This window comes from Streptomyces sp. NBC_01334, from assembly GCF_035983595.1.
Lineage (GTDB): Bacteria > Actinomycetota > Actinomycetes > Streptomycetales > Streptomycetaceae > Streptomyces > Streptomyces coriariae.
On record NZ_CP130718.1, the window covers coordinates 1,883,907 to 1,901,941 of the forward strand.

The 18,035-nt window shown below is 66.6% G+C and carries 13 protein-coding genes, 2 rRNA genes and 1 riboswitch; of the genes, 1 reads left to right on the forward strand and 14 read right to left on the reverse strand.

Annotated elements, in window-relative coordinates; genetic code table 11:
* Window positions 1-15 precede the first annotated feature (15 nt).
* Window positions 16-2,901, reverse strand: a complete 2,886-nt coding sequence (gene gcvP, locus OG736_RS08555) for an aminomethyl-transferring glycine dehydrogenase (RefSeq protein ID WP_327181914.1) — start codon at window positions 2,899-2,901, stop codon at window positions 16-18.
* Window positions 2,902-3,084: 183 nt separating this feature from the next.
* Window positions 3,085-3,180: riboswitch (glycine riboswitch) on the reverse strand.
* 112 nt (window positions 3,181-3,292) lie between these two features.
* On the opposite strand from gcvP, the gene OG736_RS08560 reads away from it, so the two are divergent.
* Window positions 3,293-3,664 (forward strand): PRC-barrel domain-containing protein, encoded by a 372-nt coding sequence (locus OG736_RS08560; RefSeq protein WP_020133144.1) that lies wholly within the window; start codon window positions 3,293-3,295, stop codon window positions 3,662-3,664.
* A gap of 14 nt (window positions 3,665-3,678) precedes the next feature.
* Here the strand turns inward: OG736_RS08560 and OG736_RS08565 are convergent, their stop codons facing one another.
* From OG736_RS08565 to OG736_RS08625, 13 genes are all read right to left on the reverse strand, one after another.
* Window positions 3,679-4,140 carry a nucleotidyltransferase domain-containing protein gene (locus OG736_RS08565; RefSeq protein ID WP_327181915.1) on the reverse strand — a complete coding sequence of 154 codons (462 nt, stop codon included), beginning with the start codon at window positions 4,138-4,140 and terminating at the stop codon, window positions 3,679-3,681.
* Between the two features lie 99 nt (window positions 4,141-4,239).
* Complete coding sequence (locus OG736_RS08570) at window positions 4,240-5,655, reverse strand: DNA polymerase IV (protein WP_327181916.1); 1,416 nt, start codon at window positions 5,653-5,655, stop codon at window positions 4,240-4,242.
* 69 nt (window positions 5,656-5,724) lie between these two features.
* Window positions 5,725-6,408, reverse strand: a complete 684-nt coding sequence (locus OG736_RS08575) for a MerR family transcriptional regulator (protein ID WP_327181917.1) — start codon at window positions 6,406-6,408, stop codon at window positions 5,725-5,727.
* Between the two features lie 245 nt (window positions 6,409-6,653).
* A complete protein-coding gene (locus OG736_RS08580; RefSeq protein ID WP_004934251.1) occupies window positions 6,654-7,127 on the reverse strand; it encodes a bifunctional nuclease family protein in 474 nt (157 codons plus the stop codon).
* Between the two features lie 84 nt (window positions 7,128-7,211).
* Entirely contained in the window at window positions 7,212-7,949 is a 738-nt protein-coding gene (gene ftsR / locus OG736_RS08585) for a transcriptional regulator FtsR (RefSeq protein WP_327181918.1), read from the reverse strand.
* Between the two features lie 44 nt (window positions 7,950-7,993).
* The gene (locus tag OG736_RS08590; RefSeq protein WP_327187557.1) at window positions 7,994-8,878 is read right to left on the reverse strand and encodes a zinc-ribbon and FHA domain-containing protein; all 885 of its coding nucleotides are present in this window, start codon (window positions 8,876-8,878) and stop codon (window positions 7,994-7,996) included.
* 82 nt (window positions 8,879-8,960) lie between these two features.
* On the reverse strand, window positions 8,961-9,794 hold the full coding sequence (locus tag OG736_RS08595) for a DUF881 domain-containing protein (RefSeq protein ID WP_327181919.1): 834 nt from the start codon (window positions 9,792-9,794) through the stop codon (window positions 8,961-8,963).
* A 5-nt stretch (window positions 9,795-9,799) separates the two neighbouring features.
* On the reverse strand, window positions 9,800-10,132 hold the full coding sequence (locus OG736_RS08600; RefSeq protein WP_020133151.1) for a small basic family protein: 333 nt from the start codon (window positions 10,130-10,132) through the stop codon (window positions 9,800-9,802).
* A complete protein-coding gene (locus OG736_RS08605) occupies window positions 10,129-10,965 on the reverse strand; it encodes a DUF881 domain-containing protein (protein ID WP_327187558.1) in 837 nt (278 codons plus the stop codon). Before OG736_RS08605 ends, OG736_RS08600 begins: the two co-directional genes overlap by 4 nt.
* A 166-nt stretch (window positions 10,966-11,131) precedes the next feature.
* The gene (locus OG736_RS08610) at window positions 11,132-13,627 is read right to left on the reverse strand and encodes a mannose-1-phosphate guanyltransferase (protein ID WP_054240337.1); all 2,496 of its coding nucleotides are present in this window, start codon (window positions 13,625-13,627) and stop codon (window positions 11,132-11,134) included.
* 114 nt (window positions 13,628-13,741) lie between these two features.
* Complete coding sequence (locus OG736_RS08615) at window positions 13,742-14,350, reverse strand: cardiolipin synthase ClsA (RefSeq protein WP_020133154.1); 609 nt, start codon at window positions 14,348-14,350, stop codon at window positions 13,742-13,744.
* A 109-nt stretch (window positions 14,351-14,459) separates the two neighbouring features.
* Window positions 14,460-14,576 (reverse strand): 5S ribosomal RNA (gene rrf, locus OG736_RS08620).
* A 91-nt stretch (window positions 14,577-14,667) separates the two neighbouring features.
* Window positions 14,668-17,790: ribosomal RNA gene (locus tag OG736_RS08625) — 23S ribosomal RNA — on the reverse strand.
* Window positions 17,791-18,035 lie beyond the last annotated feature (245 nt).

Genomic DNA, 18,035 nt, shown 5'->3' on the forward strand with positions numbered 1-18,035 from the left:
CCTCACACCACCGGCTCAGTCCTCGTACGCGTCCAGCGGCGGGCACGAGCAGACCAGGTTCCGGTCGCCGAAGGCCTGGTCGATCCGGCGCACCGGCGGCCAGTACTTGTCGGCGGCCGACCCGCCGGCCGGGAAGACGGCCTCCTCACGCGTGTACGCGTGCTCCCACTCCCCGCCCAGCGCGGCCGCGGTGTGCGGGGCACCGTGCAGCGGGTTGTCCTCGGCCGGCCACTCGCCCGCACCGACCTTCTCGATCTCCGCACGGATGGCGATCATCGCCTCGCAGAAACGGTCGATCTCGATCAGGTCCTCGGACTCGGTCGGCTCGATCATCAGCGTGCCGGCCACCGGGAACGACATCGTCGGCGCGTGGAACCCGTAGTCGATGAGCCGCTTGGCAACATCGTCGACGCTCACGCCGGTCGCCTTGGTCAGCGGCCGCAGGTCGATGATGCACTCGTGCGCGACCAGCCCGCCCGGCCCGTTGTAGAGCACCGGGTAGTGCGGCTCCAGCCGCTTGGCGATGTAGTTGGCACTCAGCACGGCCACCTGCGTGGCCCGCTTGAGCCCCTCGCCGCCCATGAGCCGCACGTACGCCCACGAGATCGGAAGTATCCCGGCAGAGCCCCAGGGAGCCGCGGAGATCGGCCCCACCCCGGTGTCCGGCCCGGCGGCGGGCTGAAGCGGGTGGTTCGGCAGATACGGCGCCAGGTGCGACCGTACGGCGACGGGTCCGACGCCCGGACCACCGCCACCGTGGGGGATGCAGAACGTCTTGTGCAGGTTCAGGTGCGAGACGTCACCACCGAAGTGCCCCGGCTTGGCGAGACCGACGAGCGCGTTGAGGTTGGCGCCGTCGACGTACACCTGCCCGCCCGCCTCGTGCACCTGGGCGCAGATGTCGGCGACATGCTCCTCGAACACCCCGTGCGTCGACGGGTAGGTGATCATCAGCACCGACAGCTCGTCCCGGTGCCGCTCGATCTTCGCCCGCAGGTCCTCGACGTCGATCTCGCCGTCCTCGGCGGTCTTCACGACGACGACCTTCATGCCCGCCATCACGGCACTGGCCGCGTTCGTGCCGTGCGCGGAGGACGGGATGAGGCACACGGTCCGCTGCTCATCCCCGTTGCCCCGGTGGTACCCGCGGACGGCGAGCAGCCCGGCCAGCTCGCCCTGCGACCCGGCGTTCGGCTGGAGCGACACCTTGTCGTACCCGGTGACCTCGGCGAGCCGCTCCTCCAGCTCGCGGATGAGCGTCAGGTAGCCCTCCGCCTGCTCGGCCGGCGCGAAGGGGTGCAGCTGCCCGAACTCGGGCCAGGTGACCGGCTCCATCTCGGTGGTCGCGTTGAGCTTCATGGTGCAGGAGCCCAGCGGGATCATGCCCCGGTCCAGCGCGTAGTCCCGGTCCGCGAGCCTGCGCAGGTAACGCAGCATCGCGGTCTCGGAACGGTGCTGGTGGAAGACGGGATGCGTCAGGACCGCGTCGGACCGCAGCAGCCCGGCGGGCAGGGAGTCGGCAATGGCCGCGTCGAGCGCCTCGATGTCGCCGTCCACCCCGAAGGCGGCCCAGACGGCGGACACCTGCGCCCGCGCGGTCGTCTCGTCGCAGGCGATCGACACCTGGTCGGCGTCGACGAGGTGCAGGTTGACCCCGAGCTCCCGCGCGGCGGCGACGACCTCGGCGGCCTTCGCCGGCACCCGCACGGTCAGCGTGTCGAAGTACGACCCGTGCACGACCTCGACGCCGCCGGCCTCGAGACCGGCGGCCAGGATCGAGGCGTAGCGGTGCGTGCGCCGAGCGATCGCCCGCAGCCCGTCGGGACCGTGGTAGACGGCGTACATCCCCGCCATCACCGCCAGCAGCACCTGCGCCGTGCAGATGTTGCTGGTGGCCTTCTCGCGCCGGATGTGCTGCTCACGTGTCTGGAGCGCGAGCCGGTAGGCCTTGTGCCCGTCGGCGTCCACCGACACGCCCACCAGCCGCCCGGGCAGGCTGCGCGCGAACTGCTCGCGGACGGCCATGTAACCGGCGTGCGGCCCGCCGAAGCCCATCGGCACGCCGAACCTCTGCGTCGTACCGACCGCGATGTCCGCCCCCAGCTCGCCCGGCGACTTCAGCAGCGTCAGCGCGAGCAGATCCGCGGCGACGGTGACCAGCGCGCCGAGCCCGTGCGCCTGGTCGACGAGCGCCTCGAGGTCACGTACGGCACCGGAGGCGCCGGGGTACTGGACGAGCACGCCGTTGATCTCCCGCGCGGCGATCTCCGCCGGGATCCCGTCGCTCAGGTCGGCGACGACGACCTCCACGCCCGTCGGCTCGGCGCGGGTCTCGATCACGGCGATCGTCTGCGGCAGCGCGTCCGCGTCGATGAGGAAGAGACCCTTCTTGTTCTTCCCCATGCGCCGGGACAGCGCCATCGCCTCGGCGGCTGCCGTGCCCTCGTCGAGCAGCGACGCGCCGGAGGTCGGCAGCCCGGTGAGGTCGGCGACCACGGTCTGGAAGTTCAGCAGCGCCTCGAGCCGGCCCTGGGAGATCTCCGGCTGGTACGGCGTGTAGGCCGTGTACCAGGCCGGGTTCTCCATGACGTTGCGCAGGATCACCGGCGGCGTGAACGTCCCGTAGTAGCCGAGGCCGATCATCGAGTCGAGGACCTGGTTGCGGTCGGCCAGCGAGCGCAGTTCGGCCAGCACCTCGGCCTCGGTGCGCGCGCCCGGCAGGTCCAGCGCGTCGGCGTTCTTGATCACATCCGGGACCGCTGCGGCGGTGAGCTCGTCGAGCGAGCCGTAGCCGACCTGTGCGAGCATCTTGGCCCGCGCTTCGAGGTCGGGCCCGATGTGGCGCTGTTCGAAGGGAATTCCCTGCTCGAGCTCTGTGAGCGGAATGCGGTGGGCGGTCATTACGGAGGCCTCCTGGTCTGACACGACCTTCGAGGGTCACCACGGTGGGTACCCGGACGACCTCCCCCTCTGTCATCTCAACCTGAGAGCTTCACCGGGTCGCCCGAGGGCACCCGGCTTTCACCGTCGGTGAGAGCGGAAACCGTCGACGCCGTCGGCACCCGCCCTGCTTTCCAGAGTGACCTCGTCCGTGCGGTACGTGAGCCTGAGAGATTCCGGGGAGGATTTGCTCCTTCGGCGCCTCCGGTGATGTCCGGAGGACTCTCCCGCGCGGTGTCAGCAGCCGTTGTCAGACTACCAGCGGGGTCCACGAGACTCGCTCGAGTGGCCGCTCGTCCCAATGTGCTCTTTTGTAGTGCTTACGGATGAGTTGCGACCAAGTGGAGGGCCCGTGCAGACCGACATCGATCCGCGCAACCTGATCGGCCGCAAGGCGTTCGACCGCAACGGCACCAAGATCGGCACGGTCGACGAGGTCTACCTCGACGACGCCACCGGAGTTCCGGAGTGGGCGGCCATACGTACCGGTCTGTTCTCCCGCGACGCCTTCGTCCCCCTGGAGCCCAGCCAACTGGTCGAGGGCACTCTGCGCATCCCCTTCGAACGGGCCCTGATCAAGGACGCTCCCGACTTCGGCGTGGGTCGCCACCTCTCCCCCGAACAGGAACTCCAGCTCTACCACCACTACGGCCTCGACGTGGGCGCCGCTCCCCCGCTCCCCGACCGCGACTTCGGCCGGCTGGCGGGTACGGACGACAGCTGAACCACCTCGGCCCCTCAGCCGCAGGCCTGTATCAGCGCGCCGAGAATCCCGGCAGGGTCGTACAGCGGCCGGGCGCCGTCCGTGACGACTCTTCGGGTGCCGGCGTCGACCGGATCGGTCCGCGCCCAGCGGGCGGATCCGATGCCGACCTTCACCTCCAGACCGGAGGCGGTCACATACCGCCGTTCGGTGACGGACCCCCGTTCCTGGGCCCGGACCATCTCCCCCAGGGCCGGCTCACGCGCCCACCCGTCGTCCTCCGCGTACCGGGCGGGCGCCGTCGACAACACCACCAGGTCCACGTCCGAGTCGGGACGCGCAGCACCACGCGCGAAGGGACCGACGAGCAGCAGCCCCACCACGTCGCTCCGGTTCCCGGCCCAACGGGTGACCCGGTCCACCACCCGGCGCATCTCCGCTGCGCGCTCCGGCGACACCCCGGCCGGGTCCGCGAACTGGCCTCCGTGCAGCTTCATGCAGCCCCCATCCGTCACCGGTGTCACCTCTCGGGACACCGCCACCGCTCCTGCGCACCCCACTCTTCAAACCGCTTCACTCTGTGTAACTGATCCGCCTCACGCGGAGTTCCCGGACTCCACCTCCGACGGCTTCGCCTCCGAATGCGGCGCTCCCGCCGCGGTCCCGTCGTCGTCCTCAGGTCTTCGTCGCACCAGCGGCAACGGATCCGCCGGCTCCAGCCCCGGATCGTCGGTCCTGAAGGTGCGCACCCGTCCCGGCTCCGAATCGGGCGTCTCGAACCGCACGGTAACCCGACCCAGCCCGCTGCCCTGCACCCATCCGTGTCCGAGCTCGGCATGCCGCACATCGTGTCCTGGGCGCCACTGGCGCTCGACCGGCACCGGCACCTCGCCGACGGGCTCGTCCGCGAGCTCCTCCTCCGGCCCGTCCGCCCGGTCCTCGGCGGCCTGCGCGAACAGATCCTCCTGCGTGAAGTCCGCCAGTCCACTGACGCCCACTCCCAGCAGCCGCACCCCGCCCGTCGTGTCCACCGAGTCGAGCAACCGGGCCACCGCCTCCCGAACCACCGCCGGCTCATCGGTGGGCCCACGCAGGGTCTCGGACCGGGTGAGCGTGGAGAAGTCGTAGCGCCGCACCTTCAGCACGATGGTCCGCCCCGACAGACCGGCCCCCCGCAGCCGGCGCACGCACCGGTCCGCGAGCCGCTGCACCTCCAGCTCCACCCGGACCCGGTCGTGGATGTCCACGTCGTACGTGTCCTCGACCGACACCGACTTGGCCTCCCGCTCCGCCACCACGGGCCGGTCGTCGCGGGCCAGCGCCATGGCGTACAGCGCGTGCCCGTGCGCCTTGCCCAGCAGCCGCACCAGCTCGTCCTCACCCGCCTCGGCGATCTCGTCGATCGTGGTGATCCCGGCCCGGCGCAGATGGTCCCCCGTCGCGGGGCCGACCCCCGGCAGGGTCCGCACCGACAGCGGGCCGAGCAGAGCCCGCTCCGTCCCCGGCTCGATGAGCACCAGCCCGTCGGGCTTCGCCTGCTCCGAGGCGATCTTCGCCAGCATCTTGCAGGAGGCCAGGCCCACCGACCCCGTGAGCCCGGTGACGGCCCGTATGTCCGCGCGCAGCCTGATCCCCGCCAGCCGCGCGGACTCACTGTCCCAGGCCGCTCCCCCGGCATCCAGGTCCACGAAGGCCTCGTCCAGACTCAGCGGCTCCACCAGCGGCGACAGCGCCCGCAGCAGCCCCATGACCTGCTCGCTGATCGACCGGTAGAACGCGAAGCGCGGAACCAGGTACGCGGCGTTCGGAGCCCGCCGGCGCGCCTGGGCCATGGGCATCGCCGAGTGCACTCCGAAGACCCGCGCCTCGTAGGAGGCGGTCGCGACCACTCCACGGGGCCCCAGACCACCCACGACCACGGCTTTCCCGCGCAGACTCGGCTTGGATGCCTGCTCCGCCTGGGCGAAGAAGGCATCCATGTCGAGATGCAGGATCGTGGGCGCGTTTCTCACATGTCCGATGCTGCACCACGCCACTGACAATGACGTCGTACAGCCGTCCCTCGCGCCCCGGGGCGGGTGTCAGACCGCCCGGTTGCGCCGACGGGCCAGCTCGTCCGCCGGATTGTGCCCGACGAGCGTCTCCCCGGTGTCGACACGCTCCCCGTGCAACTGCGACAGCGCGCTCTCGACGTCCCGCCACACCACGCCCACAGCGATCCCGAAGATGCCCTGACCGCCCTGGAGCAGCGCGTGGACCTCGTCCGGCGAGGTGCACTCGTAGACGGTGGCGCCGTCACTCATCAGCGTCATGCGCTCCAGGTCACTGAACCCGCGCTCCCGCAGATGCTGCACTGCGGTGCGGATGTTCTGGAGCGACACCCCGGTGTCGAGGAACCGCTTGACGATCTTCAGGACGACGACGTCCCGGAAGCTGTACAGACGCTGCGTGCCGGACCCGTGAGCCGGCCGCACGCTCGGCTCCACCAGCCCGGTGCGGGCCCAGTAGTCCAGTTGCCGATAGGTGATGCCGGCGGCCGCGCAGGCCGTCGGACCGCGATAGCCGATCTGCTCGGACGCCATGGACGTCGCCCCTCCGCTGCTCGGCACGGCCGCCGGTCGCTGCGGAGCGTGGTCGGCCGCGCTGGTCTGCTGGGGATACCCCCTGCTCGAGCGTGCTGGAGAGCCCGGGGAAGGGTACGGACCGCTCCCCCCGACACCGAGTCCGGGGGCACCCCCAGCCGTACCGTCGCCGCTGCTTCTCACGCCGACCTCCGTCCTTGACCTGCCTTGTCGACGGTAGGCAGTCACCAGGGGTGCGTCAACGATCGCCACACTCGGCACGCCGAGTGATAATCACCCTGAGAGTGGTTTCCCGCACCCCGTCGCGGGGAAAGGCTAGCCGAATGCGCTGAGAAGTAGCCGTAGGACGCTCTCACTCGCCGTTGGCATTTGCCGAAAACAGGGCGGGCGTCCCCGTGCAGGACGCCCGCGTTCCGCGCATGTGCCGGCTACTGGTTGCTGGTGCCGAAGTCCTCGGGCGAGATCTGGTCGAGGAACTCGCGGAACTTCTCCACCTCGTCCTCCTGCTCGTCCGGGATGGCGATCCCCGCGTCGTCGAGGACCGTGTCACTGCCGTAGATCGGTGTCCCCGTGCGCAACGCCAGCGCTATGGCGTCCGAGGGACGCGCGCTCACCTCGACCCCGCTGGCGAAGACCAGCTCCGCGTAGAAGACGCCCTCCCGCAGGTCCGTGATGCGCACCTCGGTGAGCTCCTGGCCGACGGCCTCCAGCACGTCCTTGAACAGGTCGTGGGTCAGCGGTCGCGCGGGAGCCATGCCCTGCTGGGCGAAGGCGATCGCCGTCGCCTCGCCCGGTCCGATCCAGATGGGAAGGTAACGGTCGCCTCCCACTTCACGCAGCAGCACGATCGGTTGGTTGGAGGGCATCTCGACCCGGACACCTACGACATCGAGCTCGTTCACACAGCAACCCTAGGCCGTGCCCGGGACGTTTGGGTAGTCGGGCCGGGAACGGGTGACCGATCCGCCCAGGGCGAAACCGCCCGCTCAGGGCAGTCGCACCCCGAGTGCCGTCTGCACCAACGCCGCGTGCAGCCGCACCGTGAGCCCCGCGATTTCCTTCGTACGGGCCTGCGCGTGGGCCCTGGTCTGCGGATTGCGATGGCGCTTGAGCGGCGCCACCACCTGGTCCACGAGCCCGGCCTCACGGTCGGCCGCGGCCTTCATCACCCGCAGGTGCCGGGGCTCGATCCCGAATCTGCCCAGCTCGGCGACGAGCGCTGCCACCGTGGCCGCCTCGGCGTCGTAGACCCCGTCCTCCAACGGCGCGACGAGACCGTACGACTCCCACTCCGCGAGCTCCGGCTCACCGATTCCCGCGGTCGCCAGCAGCTCGGACCGGCCGATCCTGGCGACGGTGGGCCCCTCCGACGCCTCCAGAACGACCTCGCCGTCCCGCTGCCGGCCCACGGTCGGCAGCGGCGCGGCCTCACCGCGCTCCACGGCGTCCAGGTGCTCGCGGATGACCTTGAGCGGCAGATAGTGGTCCCGCTGCATCCTCAGGACGTGGCCGAGGCGCTCGACGTCCTGCACACTGAACTTCCGGTACCCCGACGGGGTCCGTTGCGGCTCGATCAGCCCTTCCGACTCCAAAAAACGGATCTTGGAGATGGTGACTTCGGGAAACTCGTCGCGCAGCGCGTTCAACACGGTGCCGATGCTCATCGGACCACCGTCCGCGGCGGCGGTGCCGTGTCCGGCACCGCCCCTCGGTGTTTGAAGCATGGACCTTCCCTGGGGAGTCCCCCCGGACGGTGCCCGGGGGCCGGTCAGTAGCCCCGCTGGCTCGCGTAGAAGACCAGCCGGTACTTGCCGATCTGCACCTCGTCACCGTTCGACAGAGGGACCTCGTCGATCCGCTCCCGGTTGACGTACGTGCCGTTCAGACTGCCGACGTCCGCCACCTTGAACGTGCCGTCCGGGTTGCGCCGGAACTCCACGTGGCGACGCGAGACCGTCACGTCGTCCAGGAAGATGTCGCTCTGCGGGTGTCGACCGGCCGTCGTCAGGTCGCCGTCCAGAAGGAAACGGCTGCCCGAGTTCGGGCCTCGCCGCACGACCAGCAGGGCGGAGCCCAGCGGCAGCGCGTCGACCGCGGCCTGCGCCTCGGGCGAGAGCGCGGGCAGCTGCGTCTGACCGGTGACCTCGGCGTCGTAGGCCTCGAGACCGGAGATGGAGATGGTGGAGGTCGTCTCCGACGCACGCTCGGGCGTCAGCCCGGGGCGCAGCGGCGCGCCGCAGTTGGAGCAGAAGCGGCTGTTCTCCGCGTTGCGGTTACCGCACCTCGTACACACCAGGGCCGACATAGGGGAAAACCCTCCACCCGTACTTGAGGTTGACGGTTGGCCGAAACCTATGCCGCCGGACTGCGCAGGGTCAACAGACGCCGCGCCCTGGCCGCCGGGAACGTCGCCGCCCTGACCAGCCACCTGGTCCCTGAACAGCGGCCGCTGACCCTCTGCGTCAGGCTGTGCGCGATGGCGAGCGGTCGCGTTGTCGCTACCCTCTCGCGCGCTCTTGCCGAACAACTTCGCAAACAACTTCACGGGCGATTCCCCTTGACCGAAACAGACCCGCCCGTGGGGCAGGACGAACCCTGACTGAATACACCGGTCGACCCGGACACCTTCACAACGTCCGTGTCCACCAGACAGTTTCCACCACGCACCACCCGATCGGTGCGTCGACCCCCCGCAACCTCATGCCCCTGCCGGACGACCCCCATGCACCCCCGGTTCACTGGCTCGACGACCGAGCGTAGTCAGGCTGCTTCGCCGCTCGCAAGGCATCCACGACGATCTTGTCCGACCGCTCGACAGTCACGGTGGCCTGCTCCTTCTCGAGAGTCTGCACCACGCCTCCAGGGATGTTCAGCGCCGGCTCGAGGTCCTGCGGGTTGCCGATGACCTTGAAACGAAAGGGCGTGTTGATCTTGTTCCCGTCGACGCTCACGCTCTTGCCCGAATCCGTCAGAAAGGTGCCGGCGACGACCCGCACTCCGTTCACCTGGATCGCCTCGGCCCCGGCCGCGCGCAGCTCCTGGATCGCGTCGAGCAACATGTCCGCCTCGACCGTCCCCTTCGTGTCCTCGATGGTCATCGTGATGCCCGGCCCCTGCGCAGCGACCGTGCCCGCCAGAATGCCGAGTTGCTTCTCCTTCTCGACCGTCTGCTTCCGGGCCTCCTCGGCCTGGTCGGAGCTGTTCTCCAGCTCCTGCTGCTGCTTCTCGAGACCCTGCTTCTCGTCCTCAAGACGCTGACTGCGGTCATCGAGTTCATCGAGGATGCGTACGAGATCTTCCTGACGCGCACCGCGCAGCGCGTTTCCGCTGTCGCTGTTGGAGGCGACCTGCACGGCCAGGCCGAAGCCCAGGCCGAACAGCAGCAGGGCGACGATGAGTTGGGCCCTGGACACCCGCGGCGGCCAGAGTCCCTGCACCAGCCGCTGGCGACCGGTCAGCGCGGGCTCGGCCGGCTGCTCCGCCACGCCGTCCGCGGGCGGCGTCGCCGGGACCTCGTCGGGCAGCTCCTTGCGGAGCCTGTACTCGGGCGTCTCGTCCTGGTTGCTCATCGACCTCACGCCCGGAAGACGTGCCGACGGATCGCCGCGGCGTTGGAGAAGATCCGGATACCGAGGACGACCACGACCCCGGTGGACAGCTGCGATCCGACGCCCAACTCGTCACCCAGGAAGACGATCAGCGCGGCCACCACCACGTTCGACAGGAAGGACACCACGAACACCTTGTCGTCGAAGATGCCGTCGAGCATGGCCCGAAGCCCGCCGAACACGGCGTCCAGCGCCGCCACCACGGCGATCGGCAGATACGGCACGACGGCCGCCGGAACCTCGGGCTGGACCAACAGGCCGGCCACGACTCCCACGACGAGGCCCAGTACGGCGATCACGATGTGCCCTTCTCAGTTCTCGGCTGCGCTGTACGTACGATCACACTCGGTGCGGCGGGCAGCCGGACGTCGTCCGCCACGGAGATGGCCGTCCGGATGCCGTAGTTCTCCTGCAACGCGTTCAGATACAGCCCGTCGGCGCTGTTCTGGAACCTGGAGCTCAGGTTCTTCCCGTCCCCCACCGCCAGCACCGTGTACGGCGGGACCAGCGGTTTGTTGTCGACCAGTATGGCTTCACCCGCGGCCCTGATCGCCGAGAGCGCCGTCAGCCGCTGTCCGTTGATGGAGACGGCCTCGGCACCCGACGCCCACAGTCCGTTGACCACGCGCTGCATGTCGCGGTCCCGGACCCGCCCGGTGTCGGAGAAGCCGGTGGTCTCACGCGGGTTGCCGTCACCGCCCGTGGTGGCTTCCTTGGCGTCGTCCACGACCAGCTTGACGCCTGGCCCGTGCACCTCGACGGCGCCCGACAGGATGCCCACCAGATCCGCCTGGTCACTGCCGCCGCTCTGCTTGAGCGCCTCCTGCTGTCGGCCGCTCACGTCGTCGCGCAGTTTGTCGACGGTGCTTTCGAGCTCGTCGGCCGCATCGGTCTCACGATCGATACGGTCGATGAGCTCCTCGCGCTCCTTCGCGACGACCGGCGCCGCGACCCGCGCCTGCGCCGCACCGACGGTGACCACGAGGGCCGCGAGCACCAGGCCCACGGCGAGACCCAGCTTCGCCCGAACCGTCCTGGGCAGGCCACCGGCGCCCTCGGCCTGCTTACGGGCGGCGGCCTCGGCATAACCGTCGTCGAGGCTGTGGTCCATGACGTTGGTGAGCAGCGACATGGACGCGTCCGGACGCGACACACGCGCGGGTGTGCTCCGAACGGGGGGCTGCTGCGGCATGCCGCACATCGTCGCACGTCGCGCCCAGTACCTCCGAATGGCCCCACCGGCGTGCCGGACAGGCCCCCTTGGGGACACTTGTCCGGCACGCGCGCGTGCGCGTGGATCAGCGTCCGGCGCTGTCCACGACGGCCGACCACTCGTCGAGCAGGGCCTGCGCCGACGCGTCGTCCGGGCCCTCCGCCCACAGATGGGTGACGGCCTCGGCCGGGTCCGGCAGCACCATCACCCAGCGCCCGTCCGTCTCCACCACCCGGACACCGTCGGTGGTGTCCACGAAGCGGTCTCCGGCCACCTCCACGACCCGCCGCATCACGAGGCCCTTGACCGCCCACGGGGTCGCCAGATCCCGCTTCAGGACGTGCGCCCGCGGAATCCGCGCGTCGATCTGGCTCAGGGTGAGCTGCGTCCGCGCCACCAGCCCGATCAAGCGCACGAAGGCCGCCGTACCGTCGAAGACGCTGCTGAACTCCGGGACGATGAAGCCGCCCTTGCCGTCCCCGCCGAAGATGGCCGTCTCGTCCCGCCCGACCCGGGTGAGGTCGTCCGGCGAGGTCGTCGTCCACTCGACCTGCGTCCCGTGATAGGCCGCCACCTGCTCGGCGATCCTCGTCGTGGTCACCGGCAGGGCGACGCGCCCGCTGCGCCGCTCTGCGGCCACCAGGTCGAGCAGCACGAGCAGCGCCCGGTCGTCCTCGATGATCCGGCCCTTCTCGTCGACGAGGGAGAGCCGCTCACCCACAGGGTCGAACCGCACGCCGAACGCGGCCCGCGACGAAGCCACGATCTCTCCGAGCCGGACAAGCCCGGAACGCCGCTGGTCGCCCGTCTCCGTGGGCCTGGCCTCGTTCAGACCGGGATTGACGGTCAGCGAGTCCACTCCGAGCTTCCCCAGGAGACTCGGCAACACCAACCCGGCGCTGCCGTTCGAGGCGTCCACCACGACCTTGAGCCCGGACTCGGCGATCCCTGTCGTGTCCACGTTCCGCAGCAGCGACCCGGTGTACGAGTCGAAGACGCTGGCCGGGAAATGCAGGTCGCCGATCTCTCCCGGGAACGCGCGCCGGTACTCCTGCCGCGCGAACACCCGGTCCAGCTTGCGCTGACTGCCCTGCGACAGGTCCGCGCCCTGTCCGTCGAAGAACATGATGTCCACGGAGTCCGGCACCCCGGGTGAGGTCCGGATCATGATCCCGCCGGCACTCCCCCGCGCCGTCTGCTGCCGCGCCACGGGCAGCGGGACGTTCTCCAGGTCCCGTACGTCGATGGCGCTGGCCTGAAGCGCGGAGATGACCGCCCGCTTCAGCGCACGGGCACCACGCGAGTGATCCCGGGCCGTGGTGACCGTGGACCCCTTCTTGAGCGTCGTGGCGTAGGCCCCGGCGAGACGCACGGCCAGTTCGGGCGTGATCTCGACGTTCAGGATTCCGGACACGCCACGGGCACCGAACAGGTGCGCCTGCCCACGGGACTCCCAGATCACCGACGTGTTGACGAACGCGCCGGCTTCGATGGTCTTGAAGGGATAGACCCGCACGTTGCCCTGCACGATCGATTCTTCACCGATCAGGCATTCGTCACCGATGACAGCGCCGTCCTCGATCCGGGCCGCCCGCATGATGTCGGTGTTCTTCCCGACGACGCAGCCACGGAGATTGCTGTGCTCACCGACGTACACGTTGTCGTGTACCACGGCCTTGTGCAGGAAGGCACCGCTCTTCACGACGACGTTGGATCCGATGACGGAGTGTTCGCGGATTTCGGCGCCGGCCTCGACCTTCGCGTAGTCCCCGATGTAGAGGGGGCCGCGAAGGACGGCATCGGGATGCACCTCGGCACCTTCGGCCACCCACACGCCGGGCGAGATCTCGAACCCGTCGATCTCGACGTCGACCTTGCCTTCGAGCACGTCGGCCTGGGCCTTCACGTAGCTCTCGTGCGTGCCCACATCTTCCCAGTAGCCCTCGGCGATGAAGCCGTAGACCGGCTTGCCCTCCTTCATCAGCTGCGGGAAGACGTCTCCGGACCAGTCGACGGGCACATCGGCCTCGACGTAGTCGAAGACCTCCGGCTCCATGACGTAGATGCCCGTGTTCACCGTGTCCGAGAAAACCTGGCCCCAGGTCGGCTTCTCGAGGAACCGCTCGACCTTGCCCTCTTCGTCGACGATGGTGATGCCGAATTCCAGCGGATTGGGCACACGCGTCAGACAGACCGTGACCAGTGCGCCCTTTTCCTTGTGGAAGGCGATCAACTCGGTGAGGTCGAAGTCGGTGAGGGCATCGCCGGAGATGACGACGAAGGCGTCGTCCTTCAGCGCCTCCTCTGCGTTCTTGACGCTTCCGGCGGTACCGAGTGGCTTCTCCTCGTTGGCATAGCTGAGCTCCATTCCGAGCTCTTCGCCGTCACCGAAGTAGTTCTTGACCAGCGACGCCAGGAACTGAACAGTTACGACGGTCTCGTTGAGCCCATGCCTTTTGAGCAGCCTCAGAACGTGCTCCATGATCGGCCGGTTGGCCACCGGCAGGAGCGGCTTGGGCATGCTCGAGGTCATAGGGCGAAGGCGTGTGCCTTCGCCTCCGGCCATCACGACGGCCTTCATGTCGGAAGCGTCCTCCTATAGAGACGACTGTCTAGCCGACTTCACCCGTCCAGATTGTCCCGCACTTTTCGTCCGCGGGCCATCGAGCCACTGCGCAGCTGCCAATCGGCGAGGTCAGTCGGCCACGGCGTCCGCACGAACCAGGCGGCGGACCTGTACCACGTAGAGGACTCCTGCCCACCAATAGAGCGTTGTACCCCATCCGGCGAACGCCCATCCGAAAATGGCAGCGAGTGACGCCAGCCAGCCACTTCCGTCACTGAGCAGAAGCAGCGGGAAGGCGTACATCAGGTTGAAGGTGGCCGCCTTCCCCAGGAAGTTCACCTGCGGCGGCGGATAGCCGTGCCGCCTGAGGATGCCGACCATCACCAGCAGAAGCAGCTCGCGAGCCAGAAGTACAGCGGTCAACCAGACAGGCAGAATCTCCCGCCAGGTGAGACCGACCAGAGTCGAGAGAATGTAGAGCCGGTCCGCAGCAGGGTCGAGGAGCCGGCCGAGGCTGCTGATCTGGTTCCAGCGCCGAGCGAGCTTGCCGTCCAGATAGTCGGTGATCCCGCTGAAAGCCAGCACGAGGAGAGCCCAGCCGTCGCTCTGCGGGCCTCCGAACTCGGGCCGGAGGATCAGCCACAGGAACACAGGTACGCCGACCAGACGCGCCATGCTGAGGATGTTCGGGATGGTGAGGACCCGGTCTGTCTGGACGCGGGTCTCCTGGACCTCCACCCGGGGGCCTCCAGTAGGAAATGAGCCAACGATGCCCCCTGACCCTACCCCAACGCAAAAAAGCTCTGGCCCTCGGGCTGTATGCCCAAGAGCCAGAGCTCTAAAAGGAGTTCGGCGGTGTCCTACTCTCCCACAGGGTCCCCCCTGCAGTACCATCGGCGCTGTAAGGCTTAGCTTCCGGGTTCGGAATGTAACCGGGCGTTTCCCTCACGCTATGACCACCGAAACACTATGAAACACATGCAGCCGCACCATGCCGTGACCATGACATGGGGCCGTTCGTGGTTTCAGAACCAACACAGTGGACGCGAGCAACTGAGGACAAGCCCTCGGCCTATTAGTACCAGTCAGCTTCACCCATTACTGGGCTTCCACATCCGGCCTATCAACCCAGTCGTCTACTGGGAGCCTTAACCCCTCAAGGGGGTGGGAATACTCATCTCGAAGCAGGCTTCCCGCTTAGATGCTTTCAGCGGTTATCCCTCCCGAACGTAGCCAACCAGCCATGCCCTTGGCAGAACAACTGGCACACCAGAGGTTCGTCCGTCCCGGTCCTCTCGTACTAGGGACAGCCCTTCTCAATATTCCTGCGCGCGCAGCGGATAGGGACCGAACTGTCTCACGACGTTCTAAACCCAGCTCGCGTACCGCTTTAATGGGCGAACAGCCCAACCCTTGGGACCGACTCCAGCCCCAGGATGCGACGAGCCGACATCGAGGTGCCAAACCATCCCGTCGATATGGACTCTTGGGGAAGATCAGCCTGTTATCCCCGGGGTACCTTTTATCCGTTGAGCGACGGCGCTTCCACAAGCCACCGCCGGATCACTAGTCCCGACTTTCGTCCCTGCTCGACCCGTCGGTCTCACAGTCAAGCTCCCTTGTGCACTTACACTCAACACCTGATTGCCAACCAGGCTGAGGGAACCTTTGGGCGCCTCCGTTACTCTTTAGGAGGCAACCGCCCCAGTTAAACTACCCATCAGACACTGTCCCTGATCCGGATCACGGACCCAGGTTAGACATCCAGCACGACCAGAGTGGTATTTCAACGGCGACTCCACAACCACTGGCGTGGCTGCTTCAAAGTCTCCCACCTATCCTACACAAGCCGAACCGAACACCAATATCAAACTGTAGTAAAGGTCCCGGGGTCTTTCCGTCCTGCTGCGCGAAACGAGCATCTTTACTCGTAGTGCAATTTCACCGGGCCTATGGTTGAGACAGTCGAGAAGTCGTTACGCCATTCGTGCAGGTCGGAACTTACCCGACAAGGAATTTCGCTACCTTAGGATGGTTATAGTTACCACCGCCGTTTACTGGCGCTTAAGTTCTCAGCTTCGCCAAGACGAATCTTGACTAACCGGTCCCCTTAACGTTCCAGCACCGGGCAGGCGTCAGTCCGTATACATCGCCTTACGGCTTCGCACGGACCTGTGTTTTTAGTAAACAGTCGCTTCTCGCTGGTCTCTGCGGCCACCCCCAGCTCGAGCAGCAAGTGCTCTCACCAGACGTGGCCCCCCTTCTCCCGAAGTTACGGGGGCATTTTGCCGAGTTCCTTAACCATAGTTCACCCGAACGCCTCGGTATTCTCTACCTGACCACCTGAGTCGGTTTAGGGTACGGGCCGCCATGAAACTCGCTAGAGGCTTTTCTCGACAGCATAGGATCATCCACTTCGCCACAATCGGCTCGGCATCAGGTCTCAGACTATGTGAACGGCGGATTTGCCTACCGTTCGTCCTACACCCTTACCCCGGGACAACCACCGCCCGGGATGGACTACCTTCCTGCGTCACCCCATCACTCACCTACTGCAAGTCTGGTTCGTCGGCTCCACCACTTTCCTTTCCCCGAAGGGTCCGGAACGGCTTCACGGACTTAGCATCGCCTGGTTCGATGTTTGACGCTTCACAGCGGGTACCGGAATATCAACCGGTTATCCATCGACTACGCCTGTCGGCCTCGCCTTAGGTCCCGACTTACCCTGGGCAGATCAGCTTGACCCAGGAACCCTTAGTCAATCGGCGCACACGTTTCTCACGTGTGTATCGCTACTCATGCCTGCATTCTCACTCGTGAACCGTCCACAACTACCTTCCGGTGCTGCTTCACCCGGCACACGACGCTCCCCTACCCATCCATACAGGCGTTGGCCCTGTTGTATGAATGACACGACTTCGGCGGTACGCTTGAGCCCCGCTACATTGTCGGCGCGGAATCACTAGACCAGTGAGCTATTACGCACTCTTTCAAGGGTGGCTGCTTCTAAGCCAACCTCCTGGTTGTCTGTGCGACTCCACATCCTTTCCCACTTAGCGTACGCTTAGGGGCCTTAGTCGATGCTCTGGGCTGTTTCCCTCTCGACCATGGAGCTTATCCCCCACAGTCTCACTGCCGCGCTCTCACTTACCGGCATTCGGAGTTTGGCTAAGGTCAGTAACCCGGTAGGGCCCATCGCCTATCCAGTGCTCTACCTCCGGCAAGAAACACACGACGCTGCACCTAAATGCATTTCGGGGAGAACCAGCTATCACGGAGTTTGATTGGCCTTTCACCCCTAACCACAGGTCATCCCCCAGGTTTTCAACCCTGGTGGGTTCGGTCCTCCACGAAGTCTTACCTCCGCTTCAACCTGCCCATGGCTAGATCACTCCGCTTCGGGTCTTGAGCGTGCTACTGAAACGCCCTATTCGGACTCGCTTTCGCTACGGCTTCCCCACTCGGGTTAACCTCGCAACACACCGCAAACTCGCAGGCTCATTCTTCAAAAGGCACGCAGTCACGACGCACCGAGTAAACTCGATGCGCGACGCTCCCACGGCTTGTAGGCACACGGTTTCAGGTACTATTTCACTCCGCTCCCGCGGTACTTTTCACCATTCCCTCACGGTACTATCCGCTATCGGTCACCAGGGAATATTTAGGCTTAGCGGGTGGTCCCGCCAGATTCACACGGGATTTCTCGGGCCCCGTGCTACTTGGGTGTCTCTCAAACGAGCCGTTGACGTTTCGACTACGGGGGTCTTACCCTCTACGCCGGACCTTTCGCATGTCCTTCGCCTACATCAACGGTTTCTGACTCGTCTCACAGCCGGCAGACTGTGAAAGAGAGATCCCACAACCCCGTACACGCAACCCCTGCCGGGTCTCACACGTATACGGTTTGGCCTCATCCGGTTTCGCTCGCCACTACTCCCGGAATCACGGTTGTTTTCTCTTCCTGCGGGTACTGAGATGTTTCACTTCCCCGCGTTCCCTCCACACTGCCTATGTGTTCAGCAGCGGGTGACAGCCCATGACGACTGCCGGGTTTCCCCATTCGGAAACCCCCGGATCAAAGCCTGGTTGACGACTCCCCGGGGACTATCGTGGCCTCCCACGTCCTTCATCGGTTCCTGGTGCCAAGGCATCCACCGTGCGCCCTTAAAAACTTGGCCACAGATGCTCGCGTCCACTGTGCAGTTCTCAAACAACGACCAGCCACCCATCACCCCGAACCCTTAACGGATCCGAGTGCACTGGGGCCGGCACTGAAGGCAGCCATACGGCCATACCCTCAGACACCCAACAGCGTGCCCGGCACCCTCGCCACTCATGATCAGCTTTCCACGCTCCGAAGAACAGTACTTGCAGCCCGAGATGACTGAGAATGCCGAATAATCAACGTTCCACCCATGAGCAA